General features: G+C 39.3%; 23 protein-coding genes. 22 read left to right on the plus strand and 1 reads right to left on the minus strand.

What is annotated here, in order from left to right; all coding sequences use genetic code 11:
- Positions 1 to 29 precede the first annotated feature (29 nt).
- The 20 genes from rpmH to glmU all read left to right on the plus strand — a co-directional run bounded on the left by rpmH (position 30) and on the right by glmU (position 19,188).
- A complete protein-coding gene (rpmH, locus tag WNY79_RS17985; RefSeq protein ID WP_004335215.1) occupies positions 30 to 164 on the plus strand; it encodes a 50S ribosomal protein L34 in 135 nt (44 codons plus the stop codon).
- A 7-nt stretch (positions 165 to 171) separates the two neighbouring features.
- Positions 172 to 594 carry a ribonuclease P protein component gene (gene rnpA / locus WNY79_RS17990; protein ID WP_007584204.1) on the plus strand — a complete coding sequence of 141 codons (423 nt, stop codon included), beginning with the start codon at positions 172 to 174 and terminating at the stop codon, positions 592 to 594.
- Between the two features lie 129 nt (positions 595 to 723).
- Entirely contained in the window at positions 724 to 999 is a 276-nt protein-coding gene (gene yidD / locus WNY79_RS17995; protein ID WP_024599961.1) for a membrane protein insertion efficiency factor YidD, read from the plus strand.
- An 8-nt stretch (positions 1,000 to 1,007) separates the two neighbouring features.
- A complete protein-coding gene (gene yidC / locus WNY79_RS18000) occupies positions 1,008 to 2,645 on the plus strand; it encodes a membrane protein insertase YidC (RefSeq protein ID WP_024599962.1) in 1,638 nt (545 codons plus the stop codon).
- A 166-nt stretch (positions 2,646 to 2,811) separates the two neighbouring features.
- Positions 2,812 to 4,176: a tRNA uridine-5-carboxymethylaminomethyl(34) synthesis GTPase MnmE gene (mnmE, locus tag WNY79_RS18005; RefSeq protein ID WP_342876532.1), complete on the plus strand. Its 1,365-nt coding sequence runs from the start codon at positions 2,812 to 2,814 to the stop codon at positions 4,174 to 4,176.
- Between the two features lie 1,103 nt (positions 4,177 to 5,279).
- Positions 5,280 to 5,729 carry an FMN-binding protein MioC gene (gene mioC, locus WNY79_RS18010; protein WP_170072867.1) on the plus strand — a complete coding sequence of 150 codons (450 nt, stop codon included), beginning with the start codon at positions 5,280 to 5,282 and terminating at the stop codon, positions 5,727 to 5,729.
- A 428-nt stretch (positions 5,730 to 6,157) separates the two neighbouring features.
- Positions 6,158 to 8,047: a tRNA uridine-5-carboxymethylaminomethyl(34) synthesis enzyme MnmG gene (gene mnmG / locus WNY79_RS18015; protein WP_342876533.1), complete on the plus strand. Its 1,890-nt coding sequence runs from the start codon at positions 6,158 to 6,160 to the stop codon at positions 8,045 to 8,047.
- 15 nt (positions 8,048 to 8,062) lie between these two features.
- A complete protein-coding gene (gene rsmG / locus WNY79_RS18020; RefSeq protein ID WP_007377658.1) occupies positions 8,063 to 8,683 on the plus strand; it encodes a 16S rRNA (guanine(527)-N(7))-methyltransferase RsmG in 621 nt (206 codons plus the stop codon).
- Positions 8,684 to 8,697: 14 nt separating this feature from the next.
- A complete protein-coding gene (locus tag WNY79_RS18025) occupies positions 8,698 to 9,483 on the plus strand; it encodes a ParA family protein (protein WP_004335235.1) in 786 nt (261 codons plus the stop codon).
- A gap of 20 nt (positions 9,484 to 9,503) precedes the next feature.
- Positions 9,504 to 10,430 carry a ParB/RepB/Spo0J family partition protein gene (locus WNY79_RS18030; RefSeq protein ID WP_342876534.1) on the plus strand — a complete coding sequence of 309 codons (927 nt, stop codon included), beginning with the start codon at positions 9,504 to 9,506 and terminating at the stop codon, positions 10,428 to 10,430.
- 142 nt (positions 10,431 to 10,572) lie between these two features.
- Complete coding sequence (locus WNY79_RS18035) at positions 10,573 to 10,953, plus strand: ATP synthase subunit I (protein ID WP_024599965.1); 381 nt, start codon at positions 10,573 to 10,575, stop codon at positions 10,951 to 10,953.
- A 15-nt stretch (positions 10,954 to 10,968) separates the two neighbouring features.
- Positions 10,969 to 11,826 (plus strand): F0F1 ATP synthase subunit A, encoded by an 858-nt coding sequence (gene atpB / locus WNY79_RS18040; RefSeq protein WP_004335244.1) that lies wholly within the window; start codon positions 10,969 to 10,971, stop codon positions 11,824 to 11,826.
- A 61-nt stretch (positions 11,827 to 11,887) separates the two neighbouring features.
- The gene (atpE, locus tag WNY79_RS18045; protein ID WP_007585980.1) at positions 11,888 to 12,130 is read left to right on the plus strand and encodes a F0F1 ATP synthase subunit C; all 243 of its coding nucleotides are present in this window, start codon (positions 11,888 to 11,890) and stop codon (positions 12,128 to 12,130) included.
- A gap of 41 nt (positions 12,131 to 12,171) precedes the next feature.
- On the plus strand, positions 12,172 to 12,642 hold the full coding sequence (gene atpF, locus WNY79_RS18050) for a F0F1 ATP synthase subunit B (protein ID WP_004335264.1): 471 nt from the start codon (positions 12,172 to 12,174) through the stop codon (positions 12,640 to 12,642).
- A 16-nt stretch (positions 12,643 to 12,658) separates the two neighbouring features.
- Positions 12,659 to 13,192 (plus strand): F0F1 ATP synthase subunit delta, encoded by a 534-nt coding sequence (gene atpH, locus WNY79_RS18055; protein ID WP_024599967.1) that lies wholly within the window; start codon positions 12,659 to 12,661, stop codon positions 13,190 to 13,192.
- A 14-nt stretch (positions 13,193 to 13,206) separates the two neighbouring features.
- Positions 13,207 to 14,748, plus strand: coding sequence for a F0F1 ATP synthase subunit alpha (gene atpA, locus WNY79_RS18060; protein WP_024599968.1), 1,542 nt, complete (start codon positions 13,207 to 13,209; stop codon positions 14,746 to 14,748).
- Between the two features lie 60 nt (positions 14,749 to 14,808).
- Positions 14,809 to 15,669: a F0F1 ATP synthase subunit gamma gene (gene atpG, locus WNY79_RS18065; RefSeq protein WP_008172041.1), complete on the plus strand. Its 861-nt coding sequence runs from the start codon at positions 14,809 to 14,811 to the stop codon at positions 15,667 to 15,669.
- A gap of 33 nt (positions 15,670 to 15,702) precedes the next feature.
- Positions 15,703 to 17,088, plus strand: a complete 1,386-nt coding sequence (gene atpD / locus WNY79_RS18070) for a F0F1 ATP synthase subunit beta (RefSeq protein ID WP_024599969.1) — start codon at positions 15,703 to 15,705, stop codon at positions 17,086 to 17,088.
- Positions 17,089 to 17,101: 13 nt separating this feature from the next.
- Positions 17,102 to 17,524 (plus strand): F0F1 ATP synthase subunit epsilon, encoded by a 423-nt coding sequence (locus tag WNY79_RS18075; protein WP_007377666.1) that lies wholly within the window; start codon positions 17,102 to 17,104, stop codon positions 17,522 to 17,524.
- Positions 17,525 to 17,829: 305 nt separating this feature from the next.
- Positions 17,830 to 19,188, plus strand: a complete 1,359-nt coding sequence (gene glmU / locus WNY79_RS18080; protein WP_342876535.1) for a bifunctional UDP-N-acetylglucosamine diphosphorylase/glucosamine-1-phosphate N-acetyltransferase GlmU — start codon at positions 17,830 to 17,832, stop codon at positions 19,186 to 19,188.
- Positions 19,189 to 19,214: 26 nt separating this feature from the next.
- Here the strand turns inward: glmU and WNY79_RS18085 are convergent, their stop codons facing one another.
- Positions 19,215 to 20,057 carry a LytTR family DNA-binding domain-containing protein gene (locus WNY79_RS18085; RefSeq protein WP_342876536.1) on the minus strand — a complete coding sequence of 281 codons (843 nt, stop codon included), beginning with the start codon at positions 20,055 to 20,057 and terminating at the stop codon, positions 19,215 to 19,217.
- Positions 20,058 to 20,201: 144 nt separating this feature from the next.
- Between WNY79_RS18085 and WNY79_RS18090 the strand changes: the two genes are divergently transcribed.
- Complete coding sequence (locus WNY79_RS18090; RefSeq protein ID WP_170072863.1) at positions 20,202 to 21,431, plus strand: acyltransferase family protein; 1,230 nt, start codon at positions 20,202 to 20,204, stop codon at positions 21,429 to 21,431.
- 83 nt (positions 21,432 to 21,514) lie between these two features.
- A complete protein-coding gene (locus WNY79_RS18095) occupies positions 21,515 to 23,308 on the plus strand; it encodes a choice-of-anchor I family protein (protein WP_342876537.1) in 1,794 nt (597 codons plus the stop codon).
- Positions 23,309 to 23,540 lie beyond the last annotated feature (232 nt).

Raw genomic sequence — 23,540 nt, forward strand, 5'->3', positions numbered from 1 at the left:
TTAACTTTAACCGATCGGATGAGATTGTTATGAAAAGAACTTTTCAACCTAGCGTTTTAAAACGCAAACGTGCACACGGCTTCCGTGCTCGCATGGCAACTGTAAATGGCCGTAAAGTATTAGCACGTCGCCGCGCTAAAGGCCGCAAAGTTCTTTCTGCTTAATTTATAAGTGGAAGACTTTAGCTTTGGCAGGGAGTTACGTCTGTTAACTCCCTCGCATTACTCTCGCATATTTAATGAACCCGCTCGGGCTGCAACTCCTTTCTTTACTCTATTAGCTAAACCAAATGACCAAGAAAAACCTCGGTTAGGTCTTACTGTTGCTAAAAAACGTGTAAAAAAGGCATGCCAACGAAACCGTATTAAACGTCTCGCTCGCGAAAGTTTTCGTTTAAATCAACACAGCATCGATAATATTGATATTGTGCTTATGGTCAAAAATGGTATTGATGAGCAGTCTAATGAAGAAATAACCAAACAACTTACTAAATTATGGCGAAAAATTAACGAACGCTGTAAACCAGGTGCACCTAAACCGCCACCTTTTAAGAAACGCCCAAACAAATCAGCTAAATCTAATAAACAAACCTAATTGCAATAGAATTGCAGGGTTAATTAATGTATCTTTAGCTCACCTTTTAATCATGCATTTAAATTTTCTAATTGAGTCTTTAAACACATGATATCTATCTCACTAAACTTAAGTAGGGGCATAAACATCATGAGGTTACTTAAACCACTTGTTGCTTTACCGAAGTTTTGTTTAGTGTTATTTATCCGCGGTTATCAAAAGTGGATTAGCCCGCTGTTAGGTCCGCATTGTCGTTTTAATCCAACCTGCTCTAGTTATGCAATTCAAGCAATTAATTTGCATGGGTTTATAAAAGGTAGTTGGTTAGCTTTAAAACGCATATTAAAATGCCATCCTTTACATTCAGGCGGAGACGACCCCGTTCCTGAAAAATTAACCCATATTAACCACCAACACGAGAAATAAGAGCTGTTATGGAATCGCAACGCACGTTTTTATTAATTGGCCTAATGCTAGTGTCGTTTTTATTGTTCCAAGAATGGGATAATGATTACAACAAGCCTAAAGTCGATCCAAGTGCCACAACACAAACACTACAAGCAAATTCACCAGAGTCGGATGATTATATTCCTTCATCGTCAGATTCAGAGTTACCTGCTTCAGCAACTTTAGCTAAGCGTTCAGTTATTGAAATTACAACTGACGTTTTTAAAGTTAAAATTGACACCAAAGGCGGTGACATTGTTGAAACAGACCTTCTTCAATACGAAGAGACAAAAGGCAGTGAAACGCCTTTTATGCTCCTTGGTGAACTTATTGAAGGTAGACAATACTTTTCACAAAGTGGCTTAATTGGTTTAAATGGCCCTGACGGATCAGCGAATGGTCGCCCTACTTATAGTACCGAACAAAAGTCATATACCTTAACGGGTGATGTGCTTCGCGTTCCACTTCAGTTTACTGATAGTAATGGTGTTAGTTTTACTAAAACGTATGTATTCAAAAAAGGTCAGTATGACGTAGGCTTAGAATACAAAATTAACAACACCACCAGCACACCTCTTCAAGTTCAGCTATACACGCAAATTAAGCGTACTGTACAAGAAAAAGGCAGCATGGTTGATCAAAACTATTTAGGTGCTGCATACGGTACTGATGAAGAACCTTACGAAAAGTATAGTTTTTCTGATATGGCTGATAAAAACCTAAATAAAAGCACACAAGGTGGCTACGTTGCATTTATACAGCATTACTTTGTAAGTGCTTGGGTTCCAATGCAGGATCAATCAAATACTATTTATAGCTTAATTACGAAAAGTAATGCCGCTATTATTGGTGCTAAAGACCCTGCTGTTAATATTCAAGCAGGTAGTGAGCAAACACTAACTGCTACTTATTATATGGGCCCGAAAGAATCAGATATTCTTGAAGCGATTCACCCAGACCTAGACTTAACTGTAGATTACGGTTGGTTATGGTTTATTTCGCAACCTTTATTTGTATTGCTAAAATGGTTACACAGCATTTTAGGTAACTGGGGTGTAGCAATTATTGCCATCACTATTATCGTAAAATCGTTAATGTACCCGCTAACTAAAGCGCAATACACTTCAATGGCAAAAATGCGTGCCCTACAGCCTAAAATGGCAGCTCTTAAAGAAAAGTTTGGTGATGACCGTCAAAAGTTCGGCCAAGCAACTATGGAAATGTACAAAAAAGAAAAAGTTAACCCTATGGGTGGCTGTTTCCCTATTTTGCTACAAATGCCAATTTTCTTAGCCTTGTTCTACGTATTCTTAGAGTCTACTGAACTTCGCCATGCTGAATTTATTTTTTGGTTAACTGACCTTTCTGCACAAGACCCGTACTACGTATTACCGATATTATTTGGTGCGAGTATGTTTGTGACGCAAAAGCTACAACCTATGACGGTTACTGATCCAATGCAGCAAAAAATGATGACCTTTATGCCGGTTATCTTCTCTGTATTCTTCTTATGGTTCCCATCTGGTTTAGTTCTTTACTGGTTAGTGTCTAACCTTATTTCTATTGTCCAGATGTTAATCATCTACCGTGGCATGGAAAAGAAAGGAATTAAAGTAAGAGGCTAATTGCCTATACCCAAGCCACATCAAGATGGTTTGAGTATATTACTTATATAAAGGCGACTTCGGTCGCCTTTTTTATTGCCTGTTTTTCACCACAGCTATTCGCTACCAATAAATCGATAGGTTACAATACGGGCATAAAGTTACTCACCGTTGGTAAATTAATAGCATGATCAATCAAGATACAATTGCAGCACAAGCAACAGCACCTGGACGTGGTGGTGTTGGTATTATTCGCGTTTCAGGTAGCCTTGCTAAAAGTGTCGCCGAAAAAGTAGTAGGTAAAATACCTAAAGTCCGCTACGCCGATTATGTGCCATTTAAAAGCCTTGCTGGCGAGCAACTTGATCAAGGTATTGCCATTTACTTTGCAGGCCCAAACTCATTCACTGGTGAAGACGTACTTGAATTACAAGGCCATGGCGGCCCTGTAGTGCTGGATATGTTACTTAAAGAAATTAGTAAAATAGAGGGCGTTCGTTTAGCAAAGCCTGGTGAGTTTTCTGAACGCGCATTTATGAATGACAAGCTTGATTTAACACAAGCAGAAGCCATCGCCGACTTAATTAATGCCACTAGCGAGCAAGCCGCTAAAAGCGCCCTACAGTCTCTCCAAGGTGAATTTTCTAAGCACATAGAAACACTCGTAGAAAAAGTAATTCACTTACGTATGTATGTAGAAGCGGCAATAGATTTTCCTGATGAAGAAATTGATTTTTTATCAGATGGTAAAGTGTCAGGCGACTTAGACGCTATTATTACTCAGCTTAACACTGTAACCAATCAAGCCAAGCAAGGCAGCATAATGCGCGAAGGTATGCGTGTTGTTATTGCAGGCCGCCCTAATGCGGGTAAATCAAGCCTGCTTAACGCTCTAGCCGGTCGTGAAGCCGCAATCGTAACAGAAATAGCCGGTACCACTCGGGACGTACTACGAGAGCATATACATATAGATGGTATGCCACTGCATATTATAGATACAGCAGGCCTACGCGAAAGCCCAGACAGAGTAGAGCAAATAGGTATTGAGCGTGCGTGGGATGAAATAAACCAAGCCGATCGCGTTTTATTTATGCTTGATGGCACTGATACTATAGATACTGACCCGCACAAAATTTGGCCTGAATTTATGGCAAAATTACCAAAAGGTATGGGGGTTACGGTCATCAGAAATAAAGCTGATTTATCTGGCGACATAGTAGGAATGGAGCAAGAGCAACAATACCCGGTCATTAGCTTAAGTGCTAAAAATGCTGACGGCATTGAACTCGTTCGCGAGCATTTAAAAGCTTGTATAGGCTTTCAAGGCGCAACAGAAGGTGGCTTTATGGCCCGTCGCCGTCATTTAGATGCACTAGAAAGTGCTGCGTATCATTTAGAAACGGGTAAAACACAGTTAGAAATGCACATTGCTGGTGAAATACTCGCTGAAGAACTGCGTTTAACACAGCAGTATTTAAACGAAATAACCGGTGAATTTACCTCAGACGACTTACTTGGCAAAATATTTAGCTCGTTTTGTATTGGTAAATAAACACACTATTACAGATATATTTTTATTATAAGAGCACTTAGGTGCTCTTTTTTTATGTAAAATATTTCATTTTAAAATATATATTTATACCCCTGATGCCTGCAAATTACTGCCAATAAAATCATATCCAAAACTATCTTTATTACGTGCCAGAGAGCTCTGATTATATAGAGTAGACAATAATGAGAGTGCTTATTGAGGAGTTAATAGCACAAATCACACCTATTATTTAGGTTAAAATCGTTACATTTTCAAACAAGCGCACGCTTTAATAGCGTTATATGTCATACAAAAAGTAGTTATAAATGGCTTTCTTATACTTACTTTAGCTCACAAAAATGCACTAAAACACATCTCATACACGCAAAAATGATGTTATTCGCTCAATTAAATAGCTAAAAAACACTGATTAGTACTCTAAAAAGCTTACTTTTGACAATCTATAATTTGATAATCACTGTGATTTTTAAATAAAATAACTCAACTGTTAAGTATTCAAAACTTTTGATCTGCTAACTCCACCAGCAAAATTAATAAAAATAGCAGCTCTAAATTCGCATAAAATTAAAAATACCGAGATCACTTATCCACAATACCTAATTTTCAACTCAGATAAATACCAAAACTAGGTAAATCAGCCGCAAAAACCTCATGATCAATTGAAATTTATCTATTTATGAACTTATTTTTAATTAATTTCATTAGATCTGCTTTATTAGATCATTCTTAAAAATTATTTTCGATCTAAATTTAAGGTTATCAACAGGCTTTATATCCACATTATGATCAACAAGTATTTTTAATTGGGATATTTACAATTTAATTTTTTACTGACAAGTAATATCAATAACTTAGCGAATATAAAACAACCTAAAAAAACACTTTAAGCAGAGCTTTCCCCACTGTTATCAACAACTTGATCAGAAGATTACATTTAAAGATAATTTGTTAAACATAGCATTATCAATAACTTAAAAACACAATTTTGATTGAGTGTAAAATTACCGCAAAAATAGTTATACAAAAAAGCACTCTTAACTTTACTGTTATCCTCACTCAGTTATCATAGGCGGTAATTAAAACCAATGTGATCACTAATATTCATGAGTTCAGTAAATCTTATTGTCGGCAGCCAAATGGGATCGGCCGAGTATGTTGCAGAGCAATTAAGCGACGCGCTTAATAACCTTGGTATTACTACGCAACTACATGATCAACCTGAATTTAGCGATATTGATCAGCAAAATACCATTTGGTTAATCTGCACATCAACTTATGGTGCAGGTGATTACCCTGAAAATCTTATTAGTTTTGTTGAAGATGTAGCTCAAGCAGATGATTTATCTGAATTAAAATATTCTGTAATCGCTTTAGGCGACACTAGTTATGATACTTATAACCTAGCAGGACGTAATATAGATGCCTTATTAACTCAAAAAGGCGCTATAAAAGTAGCTGAACGTTTAGAGCTTAATATTCTCGATGAAGCACTACCAGAAGACACTGCATTAACATGGTTAGACTCTTGGATAACTCAAACAGGCATAAAATAGATAGATCAAGTAAAAAGTTATATATAAAGTTACCCACAATTTACTAATAATTTAATAGGTTTTGTGGATAAAGATTGAATAAACTGCGTTTTAAAGCATGCTTATCCATTGGATAAGATCCAACTGATTCAACCCTGTGCATAAAGTGCCTTTTTGATCAGAGTTTATTTGCTGGATGATCCGATCATATTAACACCTTTAGATCTGATCTAATTTCATGTTTTAAATGAAGATCTAAACCTTATCAACAGAAAAGTCGATCAGTAGTAGTAATAGTAATAAAAGATCTCTTTAAAAGATCCTTTATATTATTAGAGATCACATACTTAGATCTTGCCCTTTGTTTAATCATTTATCTTCTGCCAATTTCTAGGTAGAATACGCTCCCTTTTGAAGTTTACCGGTTTGATTTAAGTAGGATCCCATTAATGATTTTTCACGAAAATTTTGACGTTATCGTAGTAGGTGGTGGACATGCTGGCACTGAAGCCGCATTAGCAGCTGCCCGCATGGGGATGAATACCCTGCTACTGACTCACAATATGGATACCCTTGGTCAAATGTCTTGCAACCCAGCAATTGGTGGGATTGGCAAAGGTCATTTGGTAAAAGAGATCGACGCGCTTGGTGGTGCAATGGCACAGGCCATTGATAAAGGCGGGATCCAATTTCGTACACTAAATTCTTCAAAAGGACCTGCTGTTCGTGCTACTCGAGCACAAGCAGATCGCGCTTTGTACAAAGCGGCTATTCAAACAACATTACAAAACCAAGATAACCTTAAGATTTTTCAACAATCATGTGATGATCTTATTGTTGAAAACGATCATGTTACTGGCGTAGTAACTCAAATGGGTTTACGTTTTAGTGCACCAAGTGTTGTTTTAACCGTGGGTACTTTTTTAGGCGGCTTAATTCATATTGGTTTAGAAAATTATAAAGGCGGTCGTGCAGGCGATCCCCCTTCAATCGCTTTAGCTGATCGCTTACGTGAACATCCATTTAGAGTTGATCGTTTAAAAACCGGTACACCACCACGTATTGATGCACGTACTGTTGATTTTACAAAAATGGAAGCACAGCCTGGTGATACACCAACACCTGTGTTTTCGTTTATGGGTAAACAATCTGATCACCCACAACAGATATCGTGTTACATAACTTACACAAACGAAAAAACACATGATGTTATTCGCAAAAACTTACATCGCTCACCTATGTACTCAGGTGTTATTGAAGGTATTGGTCCACGCTACTGCCCTTCAATTGAAGATAAAATTGTTCGCTTTGCAGATAAAGATAAACATCAAATATTTGTTGAGCCTGAAGGTTTAACATCATACGAATTATATCCAAATGGTATTTCGACTAGTTTACCGTTTGATGTACAACTTGAGATTGTGCAATCGATTACAGGTTTTGAAAATGCACATATTTGTCGACCTGGCTACGCAATTGAATATGATTACTTTGATCCACGTGATTTAAAACAATCTTTAGAAACTAAATTTATTGAAGGTTTATTTTTTGCGGGTCAAATTAATGGTACTACTGGCTATGAAGAAGCAGGTGCACAAGGCTTAATTGCAGGCATGAATGCTGCACTAAAAGTGCAAGGCAAAGATTCTTGGACACCACGTCGTGATGAAGCTTACGTGGGTGTATTAATCGACGACTTAGCAACATTGGGTACAAAAGAACCATACCGCATGTTTACCAGTCGTGCCGAATACCGTTTATTACTTCGTGAAGATAACGCTGATATTCGTTTAACTGAAAAAGGCCGTGAGCTAGGTTTAGTAAATGACGAACGCTGGCAGGCATTTAACGAAAAAATGGAAATCATCGAAAAAGAGAAGCAACGCATTAAAGATACGTGGATTCATAAAGATCACGCCGTTGTAGATCAAGTAAATGCATTACTGAAAACACCGCTTACACGTGAAGCAAGTTTAGAAGAATTACTTCGTCGCCCAGAGATTCGTTATAACGATCTTATGGCTATAGAAGGATTAGGATCTGAATTTACAAACAAAGCGGCACTTGAACAAGTTGAGATCCATACTAAGTACGCAGGTTACATTGCGCGTCAACAAGATGAGATCAACAAACAGCTTCGTCATGAGCAAACAATTTTACCAAAAGAGTTTGATTATAAAACCGTATCTGGTTTGTCAAATGAGGTAGTTGCCAAGCTTATTGAGTCGCGTCCTGACACTATTGGTCAAGCATCGCGTATTTCTGGTATCACCCCAGCGGCGATTTCGCTATTATTAGTGTATCTGAAGAAGCAAGGCTTATTACGCAAATCCGCGTAACGGTAAGGGTACATAGTGTTACAGCAACAATTAACTACATTGTTAGCGCAAACTGATATTGCGCTAACAGAAAAACAACAGCAACAGCTAGTTCGTTACGTCGAGTTATTGAATAAGTGGAATAAGGCTTATAACTTAACCTCAGTACGCTTACCTGAAGAAATGATGATTAAGCATATTATGGATAGCTTAGTTGTTGCGCCTCACTTACCCGGTCATCATTATATTGATGTTGGAACGGGTCCTGGATTACCGGGTATCGTATTAGCAATTGCATTACCTAATACACATTTTGTGTTATTAGATAGCTTAGGTAAACGTGTACGATTTTTAATGCATGTTAAACATGAGCTTGGTCTTGATAATGTAACCCCGGTTCAGTCAAGAGTTGAAGAATATCAACCAAGTGTTAAATTAGACGGCGTACTAAGTCGTGCATTTGCTTCATTACAAGATATGGTTGACTGGTGTTCGCACTTAATCGATCATTCGGGTAAATTTATAGCACTTAAAGGAGTGTTCCCTAGCGAAGAGCTAGAGTCACTGCCTGCAGGCGTTAAGTTTGAGCAAAAAATTGCATTAGAAGTACCTAAGTTAGATGCACAACGACATTTAATTATTCTTTCTAAAGACTAGGGATCAGAGACACCGTGGCAAAAGTCATCGCATTAGCAAATCAAAAAGGTGGAGTGGGTAAAACTACAACCGCTGTTAACCTCGCTGCGTCTATGGCTGCAACGAAACGTAAAGTGCTGTTAATTGATCTCGATCCGCAAGGTAATGCGACTATGGGTAGTGGCGTAGATAAGTATGGCGACGTGCCAACTATTTACGACTTACTTATTGAAGATAAACCTATAGAAGACGTTATAATCAAAGAAACGTCTGGTGAATACCATATGATTGCTGCAAACGGTGATGTAACCGCTGCAGAAGTTAAATTGATGGAATTGTTTGCCCGTGAAGTGCGTTTACGTAACGCACTTGAAAAAATTCAGGACCAGTACGAATTTATTTTTATCGACTGTCCACCCTCTCTAAATATGTTAACTGTTAATGCAATGGCTGCTGCTGATTCTATTTTAGTGCCAATGCAGTGTGAGTATTATGCACTTGAAGGGTTAACTGCATTAATGGATACGATTACGCAGCTTGCTAAGTTAGTGAATCCTAGCTTACAAATTGAAGGCATACTTCGTACTATGTACGACCCGCGTAACCGTTTGGCAAATGATGTATCAGAACAATTAAAACAACATTTTGGCGATAAAGTATACCGTACGGTGATCCCGCGCAATGTTCGTTTAGCTGAAGCACCTAGTTTTGGTACTCCTGCTATGTACTATGACCGGGCATCAAGTGGCGCTAAAGCTTATTTAGCACTCGCTGGTGAAATGTTACGCAGAAAAGAAAAAACAGCGTCCGTTGTCGCCTAACTTTGAGGTAAAAAAATAACATGTCTGCTAAAAAACGAGGTTTAGGCCGAGGACTCGATGCACTTTTAAGTTCGTCAAAGCCTGCACCGAGCGCAAGCAAGGAACAAGACACATCAAACGTGACTGAAGCTGTAAAAAATGCAGCTGGGCCAAATAACAGTGAATTACAAAAACTTCCAATAGAGTTTTTACACTCTGGTAAATACCAACCTCGTAAAGACATGTCTGAAGAGGCGCTAGAAGAGCTTGCTAGTTCTATTCGCTCACAAGGTATTATTCAACCTATTGTTGTGCGCCCTATTGCACATAATAGCTTTGAAATTATTGCTGGTGAACGTCGCTGGCGCGCAGCGCAAATAGCTAAGCTTGAAACAGTACCTTGTATTATTAAAGATGTACCTGATGAAGCTGCCGTTGCGATTGCACTGATAGAAAATATTCAGCGTGAAGATTTAAATGCTATGGAAGAAGCAGTTGCACTTAACCGTTTACTAATAGAATTTGAATTAACACATCAACAAGTAGCTGATGCGGTGGGCAAATCACGTACCACAGTAACTAACCTACTTCGTTTAAATAATCTAAATAGCGATGTAAAAATTCTGTTAGAGCATGGCGATATTGAAATGGGCCATGCTCGTTGTCTTTTGGCTCTTGAAGGTGAAGCGCAGTCAGATGCTGCTCGTTTAGCTGTCGCTAAAGCATTAACAGTTCGAGAAACTGAAAAGCTCGTACGTTCAATTTTAGAACCTATACCTGCCAAAGAAGTAAGCGAAAAAGATCCAGATGTTAAGCAGTTAGAACAACAACTCGCTGAAAACCTAGGTGCTAAAGTAGAGATTAACTACAATAAAAAAGGCAAAGGTAAACTGGTTATTTCGTATACTAACCTAGATGAACTTGACGGCATTTTAAATCGTATCAATCACGACAATACCCACCATTAGTTTTCTACATGTCTAAAAAGGGACATTTGTAGCTATTTCGTGTTACAAAGCATCTACTCAAGTTGCAAAACTGGCAGGATTAAGTATAATTTCGCCAGTTTTCACACCCTAACAATTAGAACGCAATAAAGGTTAACTAAACGTGACTGATAAGTTAGCGAGTCCATATCGACTTGCCGTATTAAAGTTAATTTGCCTTCAGGGTGTTGTAGCATTAGTTGCTGCTGTAATTATTTTTTTTAGTTCGGGAGTCAATGCCGCGTTTTCATCACTCGCTGGTGGAGCTGTAGCAGTACTTCCGCACTTTGTATTTGCACTCTATGCATTCAGATATATGGGTGCAAGTCGAGCAAATCAAGCGTATGCCTCGTTGAAACGCGGCAACGGATTAAAGTTTATGCTAACAATTGTATTGTTTGCGCTAGTACTGAAGCATTTTCCGGTAATTTTATTACCCTTTTTTAGTACTTATATACTGGCGCTCTTTACTGGATTGTTCGCACCCGTTTTTTTTAAACATTAACTTTTGGGATATAACATGGCAGCAGAAGAAGTTACTCTATCTGGCCATATCCAGCACCATTTGACCAATGCTAAGATGTGTTCGACCGATACAGGTCTCGCCTTCAATAAAGCATGTACGGACAGTGGATTCTGGACATGGCATATAGATACCCTTGCATGGTCTATCGGTTTAGGTCTTATATTTTTATGGATCTTTCGTAGTGCCGCTAAAAAATCAACACTAGGTGTACCTGGAAAATTTCAGTGTTTTATTGAAATAATCGTAGAATTTGTTGGTGACAACGTACGCGATACTTTCCATGGTAAAAGCAAACTTATTGCACCATTAGCCTTAACGATTTTCGTTTGGGTGTTCTTAATGAACTTAATGGATTTAATACCAGTTGATTTCCTTCCAGCATTTGCAGGTTTCGTTGGTGAGACTGCATTTGGCATGGATTCACACGATGTGTACATGAAAATTGTACCAACGACTGACATTAATATGACTTCAGCGCTAGCGCTGGGTGTATTTATACTAATGGTTGGTTTTTCAATCAAAATAAAAGGTATTGGCGGGTTTATTAAAGAGTTAACGCTTCATCCGTTCAGCTCAAATAACATGTTTGTTCAAATTATTTTGATACCATTTAACTTATTACTTGAACTGATTGCACTCGTTTCTAAACCGTTTTCATTAGCACTACGTTTGTTTGGTAACTTATATGCTGGCGAGTTGATTTTCATCTTGATCGGCGCTATCGGTTTTATGCAACTACCGTTGCACTTTGTTTGGGCTGTATTCCATATTCTAGTTATTACATTACAAGCATTCTTATTCATGATGCTTACGATTGTATACCTAAGCATGGCAAGTTCAGATAATCACTAATTTTTAGATTTACAATTTTACTTTTACTTTTAACTTTACAATTGAAACTTTGGAGAAATAAATGGAAGCTTTAGAATTATTAACAGGCTTAAAATACATCGCAGTAGCTTTACTAATCGGTTTTGGTGCAATCGGCACAGCAATCGGTTTTGGTAACATGGGCGGTAAATTCCTTGAAGCATGTGCGCGTCAACCTGAGCTTGCACCTTCGCTACAAGTTAAGATGTTTATTCTTGCTGGTCTAATCGATGCTGTAGCAATGATTGGTGTTGGTATCGCTATGGTATTGTTGTTCGTACTTTAATTTTATTTTTTGAACAGCTTACTATTTAAGGAGGAGCGGTTGTGAATTTAAACGCCACTCTTATCGGTGAATTGATTGCGTTTACGGTGTTCGTATTATTTTGTATGAAATACGTATGGCCACCACTAAACGGTGCAATTGAAGCTCGCCAGAAAAAAATCGAAGATGGTTTAGCTGCCTCTGATAGAGCCGAAAAAGACTTAGAACTTGCGCAAAAGAAAGCTGCTGAACAGCTTAAAGATGCAAAAGCTCAAGCGGCTGATATCATTGATCAAGCTAAAAAGCGTGCAGTGCTAATTGTTGACGAAGAAACACTTCGTGGTCAGCAAGAGCGTGAAAGTATCATTGCTCAAGGGCACTCTGAAGTTGAGTCTGAACGTAATCGCATAACAGAAGAGCTACGTAAGCAAGTAGCAACGCTGGCAGTGATTGGTGCAGAACGTATTTTAGAGCGTGAAATTAATCAAGCCGCACATAGTGACATCGTTGAAAAACTTGTCGCTGAGCTGTAATTAGGAGGGTATGAGCATGTCTAATTTGACTACTATCGCTCGCCCATACGCTAAAGCGGCTTTTGAACTTGCCGTTGAGAAAGGCACTCTTGAAAGCTGGAACGATATGTTGTTCTTTGCTGGCCACGTAGCCAGCAATGAGCAAGCATCATCTGTTTTAGCGAGTATGCCTACAGCTACTGCACAAGCTGAATTATTTATTCAACTTTGTGCTGAGCAGCTCAACGAACAAGGTCAGAACCTAGTTAAGGTGATGGCTGAAAATGGACGTTTGATAGCTCTACCTGAAGTTGCACAGTTATTTGCTGATTTTAAAGCAGAATACGATAAAGAAATCGAAGTAGATGTGATTTCTGCAACTCCTCTTGTTGCTGCGCAGCAAGAGTCATTGGTAGCGGCACTTGAAAAACGTTTCGCACGCAAAGTTAAGCTGAATTGTAGTGAAGACGCGTCAGTGGTTGGCGGACTTATTATTAGGTCTGGCGACACTGTAATCGACGGTACTATTCGCGGTAAATTAAGCCGCTTAGCTACAACACTACAATCGTAATTGGGAAAAAGAGCATGCAACTTAATTCCACTGAAATTTCAGATCTGATCAAACAACGTATTGAGAAGTTCGAAGTTGTAAGTGAAGCTCGTAACGAAGGTACTATTGTATCTGTTACTGACGGTATCATCCGCATCCACGGTCTTGCTGACTGTATGCAAGGTGAAATGATTGAGCTTCCTGGCAGCCGTTATGCTATCGCACTAAACCTTGAGCGCGACTCAATTGGTGCAGTAGTAATGGGTCCGTACGCTGACCTTACTGAAGGCGTAAAAGTATATACTACTGGTCGTATTTTAGAAGTTCCTGTTGGTCCTGGTCTACTTGGTCGTGTTGTAAACACACTAGGTGCTCCAATCGATGGTAAAGGCGCTCTAGATAACGACGGGTTTGAACCTGTAGAAAAAATCGCACCAGGTGTAATCGAGCGTAAATCTGTAGATGAGCCAGTTCAAACTGGTTATAAATCTATTGATGCGATGATTCCAGTTGGTCGTGGTCAACGTGAGCTTATCATTGGTGACCGCCAAACAGGTAAAACTGCACTAGCAATCGATGCAATCATCAATCAAAAAGACACAGGCGTTAAGTGTGTGTACGTTGCGATTGGTCAAAAAGCGTCTACTATTGCAAACGTAGTTCGTAAATTAGAAGAGCATGGTGCACTAGCAAATACTATCGTAGTTGTTGCATCTGCTTCTGAATCTGCGGCACTTCAGTACTTAGCACCGTTCGCGGGCTGTACTATGGGTGAATACTTCCGTGACCGTGGTGAAAACGCATTAATCGTATATGATGATTTGTCTAAGCAAGCAGTTGCTTACCGTCAAATTTCATTACTACTAAAGCGTCCACCAGGCCGTGAAGCATACCCAGGTGACGTATTCTACCTTCACTCTCGTCTTTTAGAGCGTGCATCGCGTGTAAACGCAGATTACGTTGAAAAGTTCACCAATGGTGAAGTGAAAGGTAAAACTGGTTCATTGACGGCATTGCCAATCATTGAAACTCAAGGCGGCGACGTTTCTGCGTTCGTACCGACTAACGTTATCTCTATCACCGATGGTCAGATCTTCTTAGAAACTGACTTATTCAACTCAGGTATCCGTCCGGCAGTAAATGCTGGTATTTCGGTATCGCGTGTTGGTGGTGCTGCACAAACTAAAATCGTTAAGAAACTAGGTGGCGGTATCCGTCTAGCCCTAGCTCAGTACCGTGAATTAGCTGCGTTCTCGCAGTTCGCGTCTGACCTTGATGATGCAACTCGTGCTCAACTTGAGCATGGTGAGCGTGTAACAGAGCTAATGAAGCAGAAACAGTACGCGCCAATGTCTGTTGCTGATATGTCTTTGTCGTTATTTGCTGCTGAAAAAGGCTTCCTTCAAGACATCGAAATCTCGAAAATCGGTGACTTTGAAGCTGCTTTACTTTCTTATGCAAGTAGCACATACGCAGAGCTTGTGGCTCAAATCAATGAAACTGGTAACTTAAATGCCGAGATCGAAGCGCAGCTTAAAGAACTTCTAACGAAGTTCAAGTCTACGCAAACTTGGTAATTTAGTTATTAATGGTGCGCTTTAGGAAACTAAAGCACACCTTGATTCGGAGAGAGAGTCATGGCCAGCGGAAAAGAGATTAAAAGCAAGATCGGGAGTATTAAAAATACTCAAAAGATCACTAGCGCAATGGAAATGGTTGCTGCGTCTAAAATGAAAAGGGCGCAAGAACGCGTTGCTTCAAGCCGTCCATACGCTGACAAATTACGTGAAGTAATTGGTCGTGTTGCTCAAGCAAATCTTGATTTTACTCACCCGTTCTTAAAAGATCGTGAAGTAAAACGAGTTGGTTATATTGTTATCTCTACAGACCGTGGTCTGTGTGGCGGTCTAAACTCAAACGAGTTTAAGAAAGTTGCACTTGATGTTAAAGCGTGGAAAGAAAAAGGTGTTGATGCTGAGTTTGCTACTTTAGGTAGTAAAGCAGCTGGTTTCTTCCAACGTTTTGGTGGTCAACTACTCGCTAAAAAAGCGGGCCTAGGAGATAAACCTTCAGTACAAGATGTTATTGGTCCTGTAAAAATAATGCTTGATGCATTTTCTGAAGGCAAAATAGACCGTTTATTCTTGGTATATAACAAGTTCGTTAATACCATGAAGCAAGAGCCAATTATAGATCAGTTACTCCCTTTGCCAAAAGCTGAAGAAGAAGTATCTGCTCACACATGGGATTACTTATACGAGCCAAACCCAGAGGCTATTTTAGAGTCTTTGTTAGTACGCTTTATTGAGTCTCAAGCATACCAAGGTGTAGTAGAAAATGCTGCCTCTGAACAAGCTGCTCGTATGGTTGCAATGAAAGCTGCAACTGATAACGCAGGTGACCTTATGGATGAGCTACAGCTTGTTTATAACAAGGCTCGCCAAGCAGCAATCACACAAGAAATTAGTGAGATTTGTTCTGGCTCAGCAGCAGTTTAATGCTTCGGGTAAAGATTAACGAGAGGAATAGACATGAGTTTAGGTAAGGTCGTCCAAATTATCGGCGCCGTTGTGGATATTGAATTTCCACAAGATAGCGTGCCAGCGGTATACCACGCACTAAGAGTTACAGATGGCGATTTAGCTGGTTTGACTTTAGAAGTCCAACAACAGCTAGGTGGCGGTGTAGTGCGTACTATCGCTATGGGTACTACTGATGGTTTACGTCGTAGTGCTTTAGTTATGAATACAGGTGAATCGATTCAAGTTCCAGTTGGTACTGCAACACTTGGTCGTATCATGAACGTACTTGGTGAGCCAATCGATGAAGCGGGTCCAATCGGCGAAGAAGACCGTATGTCTATTCACCGTGCAGCGCCTTCTTACGAAGAGCAATCAAGTTCAGTTGAACTTTTAGAAACAGGTATCAAGGTTATCGACCTTGTATGTCCGTTTGCTAAAGGTGGTAAAGTTGGTTTATTCGGTGGTGCCGGTGTTGGTAAAACCGTAAACATGATGGAACTTATCCGTAACATCGCAATCGAGCACAGCGGCTACTCAGTATTCGCAGGTGTTGGTGAGCGTACACGTGAGGGTAACGATTTCTACCATGAGATGAACGATTCAAACGTACTTGATAAAGTATCGCTTGTATACGGTCAGATGAACGAGCCTCCAGGTAACCGTTTACGCGTAGCGTTAACTGGTCTTACTATGGCTGAAAAGTTCCGTGACGAAGGTCGCGATGTACTTTTCTTCGTAGATAACATCTACCGTTATACACTTGCTGGTACAGAAGTATCTGCACTACTTGGTCGTATGCCATCAGCGGTAGGTTACCAGCCTACACTTGCTGAAGAAATGGGTGTACTTCAAGAGCGTATCGCTTCTACTAAGACGGGTTCAATTACTTCAATCCAAGCGGTATACGTACCTGCGGATGATTTAACAGATCCATCTCCAGCAACTACCTTTGCTCACTTAGACGCAACAGTAGTACTTTCACGTGATATCGCATCGCTTGGTATCTACCCAGCGGTAGACCCACTTGATTCATCTTCACGTCAGCTTGATCCACAAGTAATTGGTGAAGAGCACTATGGTATTGCACGTGGCGTTCAAACAGTTCTTCAGCGTTATAAAGAACTTAAAGACATCATTGCAATCCTAGGTATGGACGAGCTTTCTGACGAAGATAAGCAACTTGTATCTCGTGCACGTAAAATCCAACGTTTCCTATCTCAGCCATTCTTCGTGGCAGAGGTGTTTACAGGCGCGTCTGGTAAATACGTATCACTAAAAGATACAATTGCTGGCTTTAAAGGCATTTTAAACGGCGAGTTTGATGACCTTCCAGAGCAAGCGTTCTACATGGTTGGCTCTATCGAAGAAGCTCAAGAAAAAGCCAAAGGCATGTAACTAGGAGGGTAGTATGACAGCTATGACTGTACATCTTGACGTAGTAAGCGCTGAGCAGAGTTTGTTCTCTGGTCTTGTTGAATCGATTCAAGTATCTGGTAGTGAAGGCGAGCTGGGTGTAAACCTAGGCCATGCTCCACTACTAACTGCCCTTAAACCTGGTATGGTACGTTTAGTTAAGCAATTTGGTCACGAAGATGTGATATATGTTGCTGGCGGTACATTAGAAGTTCAACCAAATCACATCACGATTCTTGCAGATACTGCGGTTCGTGGTGAAGATTTAGATGAAGATTCTGTACAAAAAGCTAAACGTGAAGCTGAAGAACATATGGCGAATTCGTCAGCTGTTGAGTTTGATTATCAGCAAGCGGCTACGCGACTGGCAGAAGCAGTTGCTCAGTTACGCGTAATTCAGCAATTACGTCATAAGTAAGCCTATCCGGTTTGTAAAAAGCCCACTTTGAGTGGGCTTTTTTGTGCCTATAATTTAGATATTTAATAGCCGTTTTTTATAAATGCTAAATAATGGGTTTATCAGATTGTTATCTACACATTTACACTTATATCCTTAACCAATCCTCGCTACAATAACGCCATTCAATTAAGTGTGTTTTTCAGTCAAGATTCAGTACTAATAAACTAACCTACTGAGTATTTGCACAAGAAGTGATTTACGTAATCTTCTGATCAAACATAAAACTTATTTAGCTAAAACAACGAAAAAAGGAAATTGTTTTAATGGCTCTAACAACAGTTATTCTTGCTGCGGGTAAAGGTACTCGTATGCGCTCTGCTCTACCTAAAGTTCTGCACAACGTTGCAGGTAAACCAATGGTGCAGCATGTTATTGATAATGCGATGGCATTAGGTGCAACAACTACAAACTTAGTTTACGGACACGGCGGCGAACTATTACAACAACAACTTGCCGATAACGATGTAAATTGGGTACTCCAAGCAGAACAACTTGGTACTGGCCACGCAGTAGCTCAAGCTAACCCACACATTAATGACGACGACACCGTACTTGTTTTATACGGCGATGTACCACTTACAAAGCAATCAACGCTTGAGCGCTTATTAGCTGCAACACCTAAAAATGGTTTAGCGGTATTAACAGTTAATTTGGTTAACCCAAATGGTTACGGACGTATGCTGCGTGAAAATGGCAAGCTTGTTGGTATTGTTGAGCAAAAAGATGCAAGTGCAGAGCAGTTACTTATTAGCGAAGTAAACACCGGCATTATGGCGGTTAACGGTAAGCTTTTAAAAACATGGTTAGGCAATCTATCTAACAACAATGCACAAGGCGAATACTACCTTACAGATATTGTTGCTGTGGCTCACAGTGAAGGTGTAGAGATCACTTCAGCGCAGCCAGATCATGCAATGGAAGTTGAAGGCGCAAACAACCGCGTACAACTTGCAGGCTTAGAGCGTGCTTATCAAGCATGGCAAGCAGAAGAGTTAATGTTAAATGGTGCCACCCTAGCCGACCCGGCGCGTATTGATGTACGTGGCGATGTTAAAACAGGCGAAGACGTATTAATTGATATAAACGTTATTTTTGAAGGCACGGTCACGCTTGGTAACAATGTACAAATAGGTCCAAACTGCGTACTTAAAAATTGTAGTATTGGCGATAACGTTGTCATTAAAGCTAATACACTGATTGAAGATGCCACAGTTGCTGATAAATGTACGCTGGGTCCTTATGCTCGCCTTCGCCCTGGCGCTGTAATGGAAGAAGACTCGCACATTGGTAACTTTGTAGAGATGAAAAAAACCCGATTAGGTAAAGGCTCTAAAGCCAACCACTTAAGTTATTTAGGTGATGCTGAAATTGGCGAAAAAGTAAATATTGGTGCAGGCACTATTACCTGTAACTACGATGGTGTTAATAAAGCAAAAACTATTATTGGCGATAATGCCTTTATTGGCTCTAATTCATCACTCGTTGCCCCTGTAAATATAGGTGCAACTGCAACAATTGGTGCAGGCTCTGTGATCACCAGTACTGTTGAAGATGATCAACTAGCAATCGCACGCTCTAAGCAGCGTAATTTAACTGGCTGGAAACGACCTGTTAAAAAATAACAATAGAGGCTACTTAGGTAGCCTTTTTATTTTAGCTGAAGTTTAAATTGCTCTTTATAGCGTCTAGATAAGTTAAGTACTTTACCTGTTGTTAGTTTTATTTCACTGTCGCCACTGGGGAGTGGTGTAATGGACTCAACTTTATCGAGTTTTACGCCATGGCTGCGGTGAATTCTACAAAACCCCTGTACTTCAAGTTGTTTGCTCAATGCTGTAAGCGTTGCCCTTAACGGATATATGCGTGAGCCTATATGTAGGTTTACATAATTACCCGACGATTCAAGCCAATCAACATCCTCTATTTTTATAATGAATTCCTTACCGAGCTTTTTAACTAATAAGCGGTTTATGGTCGATGTTGTTTGTTGCTCACTTTCTTCAATTGAAGAGGCTTCACCTAGTAACTGCTGCACCACGTATTGATATACTTTGATAAGTACGATGAAAAACACAAAGCTTATAGCGTCTTTCTGGTATTCATAAATAAGCTCAAACCAGCTAAGTCCAAAGTTGTAAGACCCATCATTCAACAAATATATGAATTTACGAACCCCCACCATAATACCAACGTGTAACACGCTAAATATAATAGAGACACCAAAGTACATACCTAAAGAGGCAGTGATATTTTGCCAATTAAAAGGTAAGTGTCTTAAAAACCAAATTAAAATAGGGAATATAAGCAAAGCACTCAAGGCACTGGAATACTCCCAAACAAATGGTTCCCACATAGAAAATTTTAAAGCTCCTTCTCTTTGGGCTTCCATTATTTGGGTTGTAGCGTTTACTGTATTATTGATTAATACGTAAGCACACAGTAATACTGATGCGTAAATGCTTTGAAAACGTTGAAAGTGCTGTAGGTTCATAAATGTATGCTTATTGCTGATGTGGCACGCTTATCCCTGTATACCACCTTTTATCACTATTGCTTGTAATATAAGCACTTATAGATAGTTTTAGCGAGAGCTTTAGGTATGAATAACGCATAACATACATAAAGTAGTAAAAGCATGAGCACTCAAGTACAACAACCTTCATTAATTAATTCGCGTAAATATTATCTTGACTGGCTTAGGGTAATCGCATTTGCGTCGCTAATTTTTTATCACATTGGTATGTTGTATAGCGAAAACTGGGGATTTCATTTTAAAAGTAATTATACATCACAGTATGTTGAATATTTAATGTTGGTGTTTTCACCTTGGCGCATGTTGCTCATTTGGTTTATATCGGGCGTAGCACTGCGTTTTATGATTGATAAAGTACGCAGCTTTAAGTCTTGGTTACATTTCACCTTATACCGCTCTATTTTTTTACTATTACCCTTGCTGGTGGGGTTATGGTTAATCGTGCCTTTACAGCTGTTTGCAGAAATGTCACAGCAAGGTGTTATTGATATTAGCTATTGGCAATTTTATTTAGCTTTTATAGAGACTAACAATACGCTTTTTATTAATTATCAGTCTGGTGTGTGGCCGAATGTGGATGTAAATCACTTATGGTATTTGCGCTCGTTGTGGCAATTTATGCTGATCATTATTGTTTTAACTCTTTTTGCACGCTTGCCCTTTATTGCGCCTTTAAAAGCCTTTGTTAAAGGGGGGATATCATTTGGGTTTTTAATTACCTTACTTATTATTGCCACACTATTTACAAGCCATTACTTAACTGGCGATTCAATCAGAGAAACTAACGGCTTAATACTGCTACTCGCAGGATACATACTTGCTAAAAACACTTATTTTTGGAACTGCTTAAATAAAAACTTGGTATTACTGGCTTTGAGTTTTGCGGTTTTGTTTGTACTTATAATATTAAGTTATCAGAAGGTGTTTACTCTTCCTTATTTTATTTTAAGCGGTAGCTACAATATTCAACGTGTTGTAGGTGTATTTTTTGTACTTGCGCTCGCTCACCGATTTTTAAATTTTAATATCTACTATTTAAAGCAACTCAATACATGGGTGTTTCCCTTTTATTTATTGCATCAAAGCATATTGATTATTTTGTGTTTTTTACTGCAACCTTTAAGTTTAGGGGCTGTTGTTGAGCCATTCATCATTATTACAGGGACTTGGTCTTTTTGCGGTGTTATTGCATGGGGTATTACACGTATTGATGTATTTAGACCTTTGCTAGGGGTTGCAATTAAACGAGAGTATTCCTCGACTGTAAAAACGATTGGCTATACGGCCGCTTTAATTTTAATAACTCCGCTAGCGTATAAGCTAATCACTTAGGCTAAGAGGCTGTATTAAAATTGCCATAATCTTGTCATGCCGGTGTGTTGATATTTAGCAAATACAATACTAAGGAAAATCACATGTTTAAAAAATCAATTATCGCGCTGTCACTTGTATCTGTTCTTACTGGTTGCTCACTTGATGGTGACGATGGTCAAAGCGGCTCTCAAGGATTACAGGGAGAACAGGGCACACCTGGAACTAATGGGTTAAATGGTATAAATGCCAATTCAGCATTAAATATTAACCTTGTGGGTAGAGGTGTATTAAATGCACAAAGCCCAGAAGGTGCAGCTGAAATAGTTGCATATCAAGCATCTAAAAAATGGATTTACGCTATTAACAGTTCAGGTGATGACGCTGTTGTTAATATTTTACCCGTCGACACCTTTGATAGTGCCGCACTCGTTAAAGATAACGAAGGGGTTATAAGCGCCACTAACTTAACCTCGGTCATTACGCTACCTTTAAACGACAACACCCAAGGCGATGCAAACAGCATTGCTATTGATGAAAACAATAATTTACTAGCGGTTGCAATGGCTGCTGAAAGCACGGGTGATGAAGGTCAAATTGCTTTTTACGATATAAGCGGCGAATCACCTGTCTTTATTAAAAATATTACAGTCGGATTTTTACCAGACATGGTGACGTTCACCCACGATGGCGCAAAGGCAGTGGTTGCTAACGAAGGTGAACCAAGTGGCGACTACAGCGTAGATCCTGAAGGTTCTATTAGTATTATCGATATAACAAATAATGTAATAGCCGATACAGCAATAAATATTGATTTTAAAGCCTATAACAACAAACAAACCGAACTAGAAGCGCAAGGGGTAGTTTTTGCAAACCCAAATGGTCGTACTATTAACGGTAATCTAATAAATACCACAGTAGCTATGGATTTAGAGCCCGAGTACGTTAGCATTTCTAAAGATAACAAATATGCTTATGTATCTATTCAAGAAAACAATGCACTTGCAATAGTTAACCTACAAGACAACAGTCTTGAGCTAAAGGGTTTAGGCTTTAAAGATTGGTCAAGCTTACAACTTGATGCCTCAGATAAAGATGGCGGCGTTAATTTTAAATCATACCCAGGGCTCTATGGTATGTACCAGCCCGATACTATCTCAAGCTTTAGTTGGAAAGGCGCTAACTTTATAGTCACTGCCAACGAAGGTGACGCAAGAGAATACTTTTTTGATACAACGGATGAAGCAGACTGTATAGCAAAGGGCGGACTTGATTACGATGAAGATGATGGCTGCTTAGCTTATATAGATGAAAGCCGCGTTGAAGACTTAACTCTTGCTGCTAATTTTGATTACTTAAATAACGACGATGATGATATTGGTCGCTTAAAAGTAACAACAATAAAAGGTGATACCAATAACGACGGACAATACGAATCGCTTTACGGCTATGGCGCACGTTCTTTTACTATTTGGGATAGCAATGGGCTGGTGGTTTTTGATTCAGGTGACGATATAGCACGTATAACAGCATCTGTGCATGGTGAATCATTTAACAATAATGAAGATGAAAACAATGGAGACTCACGTTCAGATGATAAAGGCGCAGAGCCTGAAGCGCTGGCTATTGGTAAAATTGACGATCGTACATTTGCTTTTATTGGTTTAGAACGTATGGGAGGTATTATGGCTTACGACATTACTAATCCATACAATGTGCAATTTGAAGATTACTTCTATAATAGAGGCTTAATTAAAGGAGCGAATATTACAGGCGACTTAGCACCTGAAGGAATGGTATTCGTTTCAGCAGAGCAAAGTGCCACTGGAAACCCACTCTTAATCGTTGGAAATGAAATATCAGGCTCTATTGCCGTATGGGAAATAGCATCTAAATAAATCTTTAATTTTAAATAAAGCTGTGTGTTGTTTGTTTAACATACAGCTTAGTTTAAACCTTACTAATACATCATCAATTGATACATAAGTTGTGGGTGTTTTTTAAACTAAAAGTATCCTGCAGCCCTTTATTTGTATAGCTTTCATACTAAATGCATTTAATTGTCAAAAAGCTGAAATAAAACATTGACCCCCGCTCGAATCTCCCTATAATGCGACCCCACTGAGACGG

This window comes from Pseudoalteromonas sp. AS84, assembly GCF_038900255.1.
Lineage (GTDB): Bacteria > Pseudomonadota > Gammaproteobacteria > Enterobacterales > Alteromonadaceae > Pseudoalteromonas.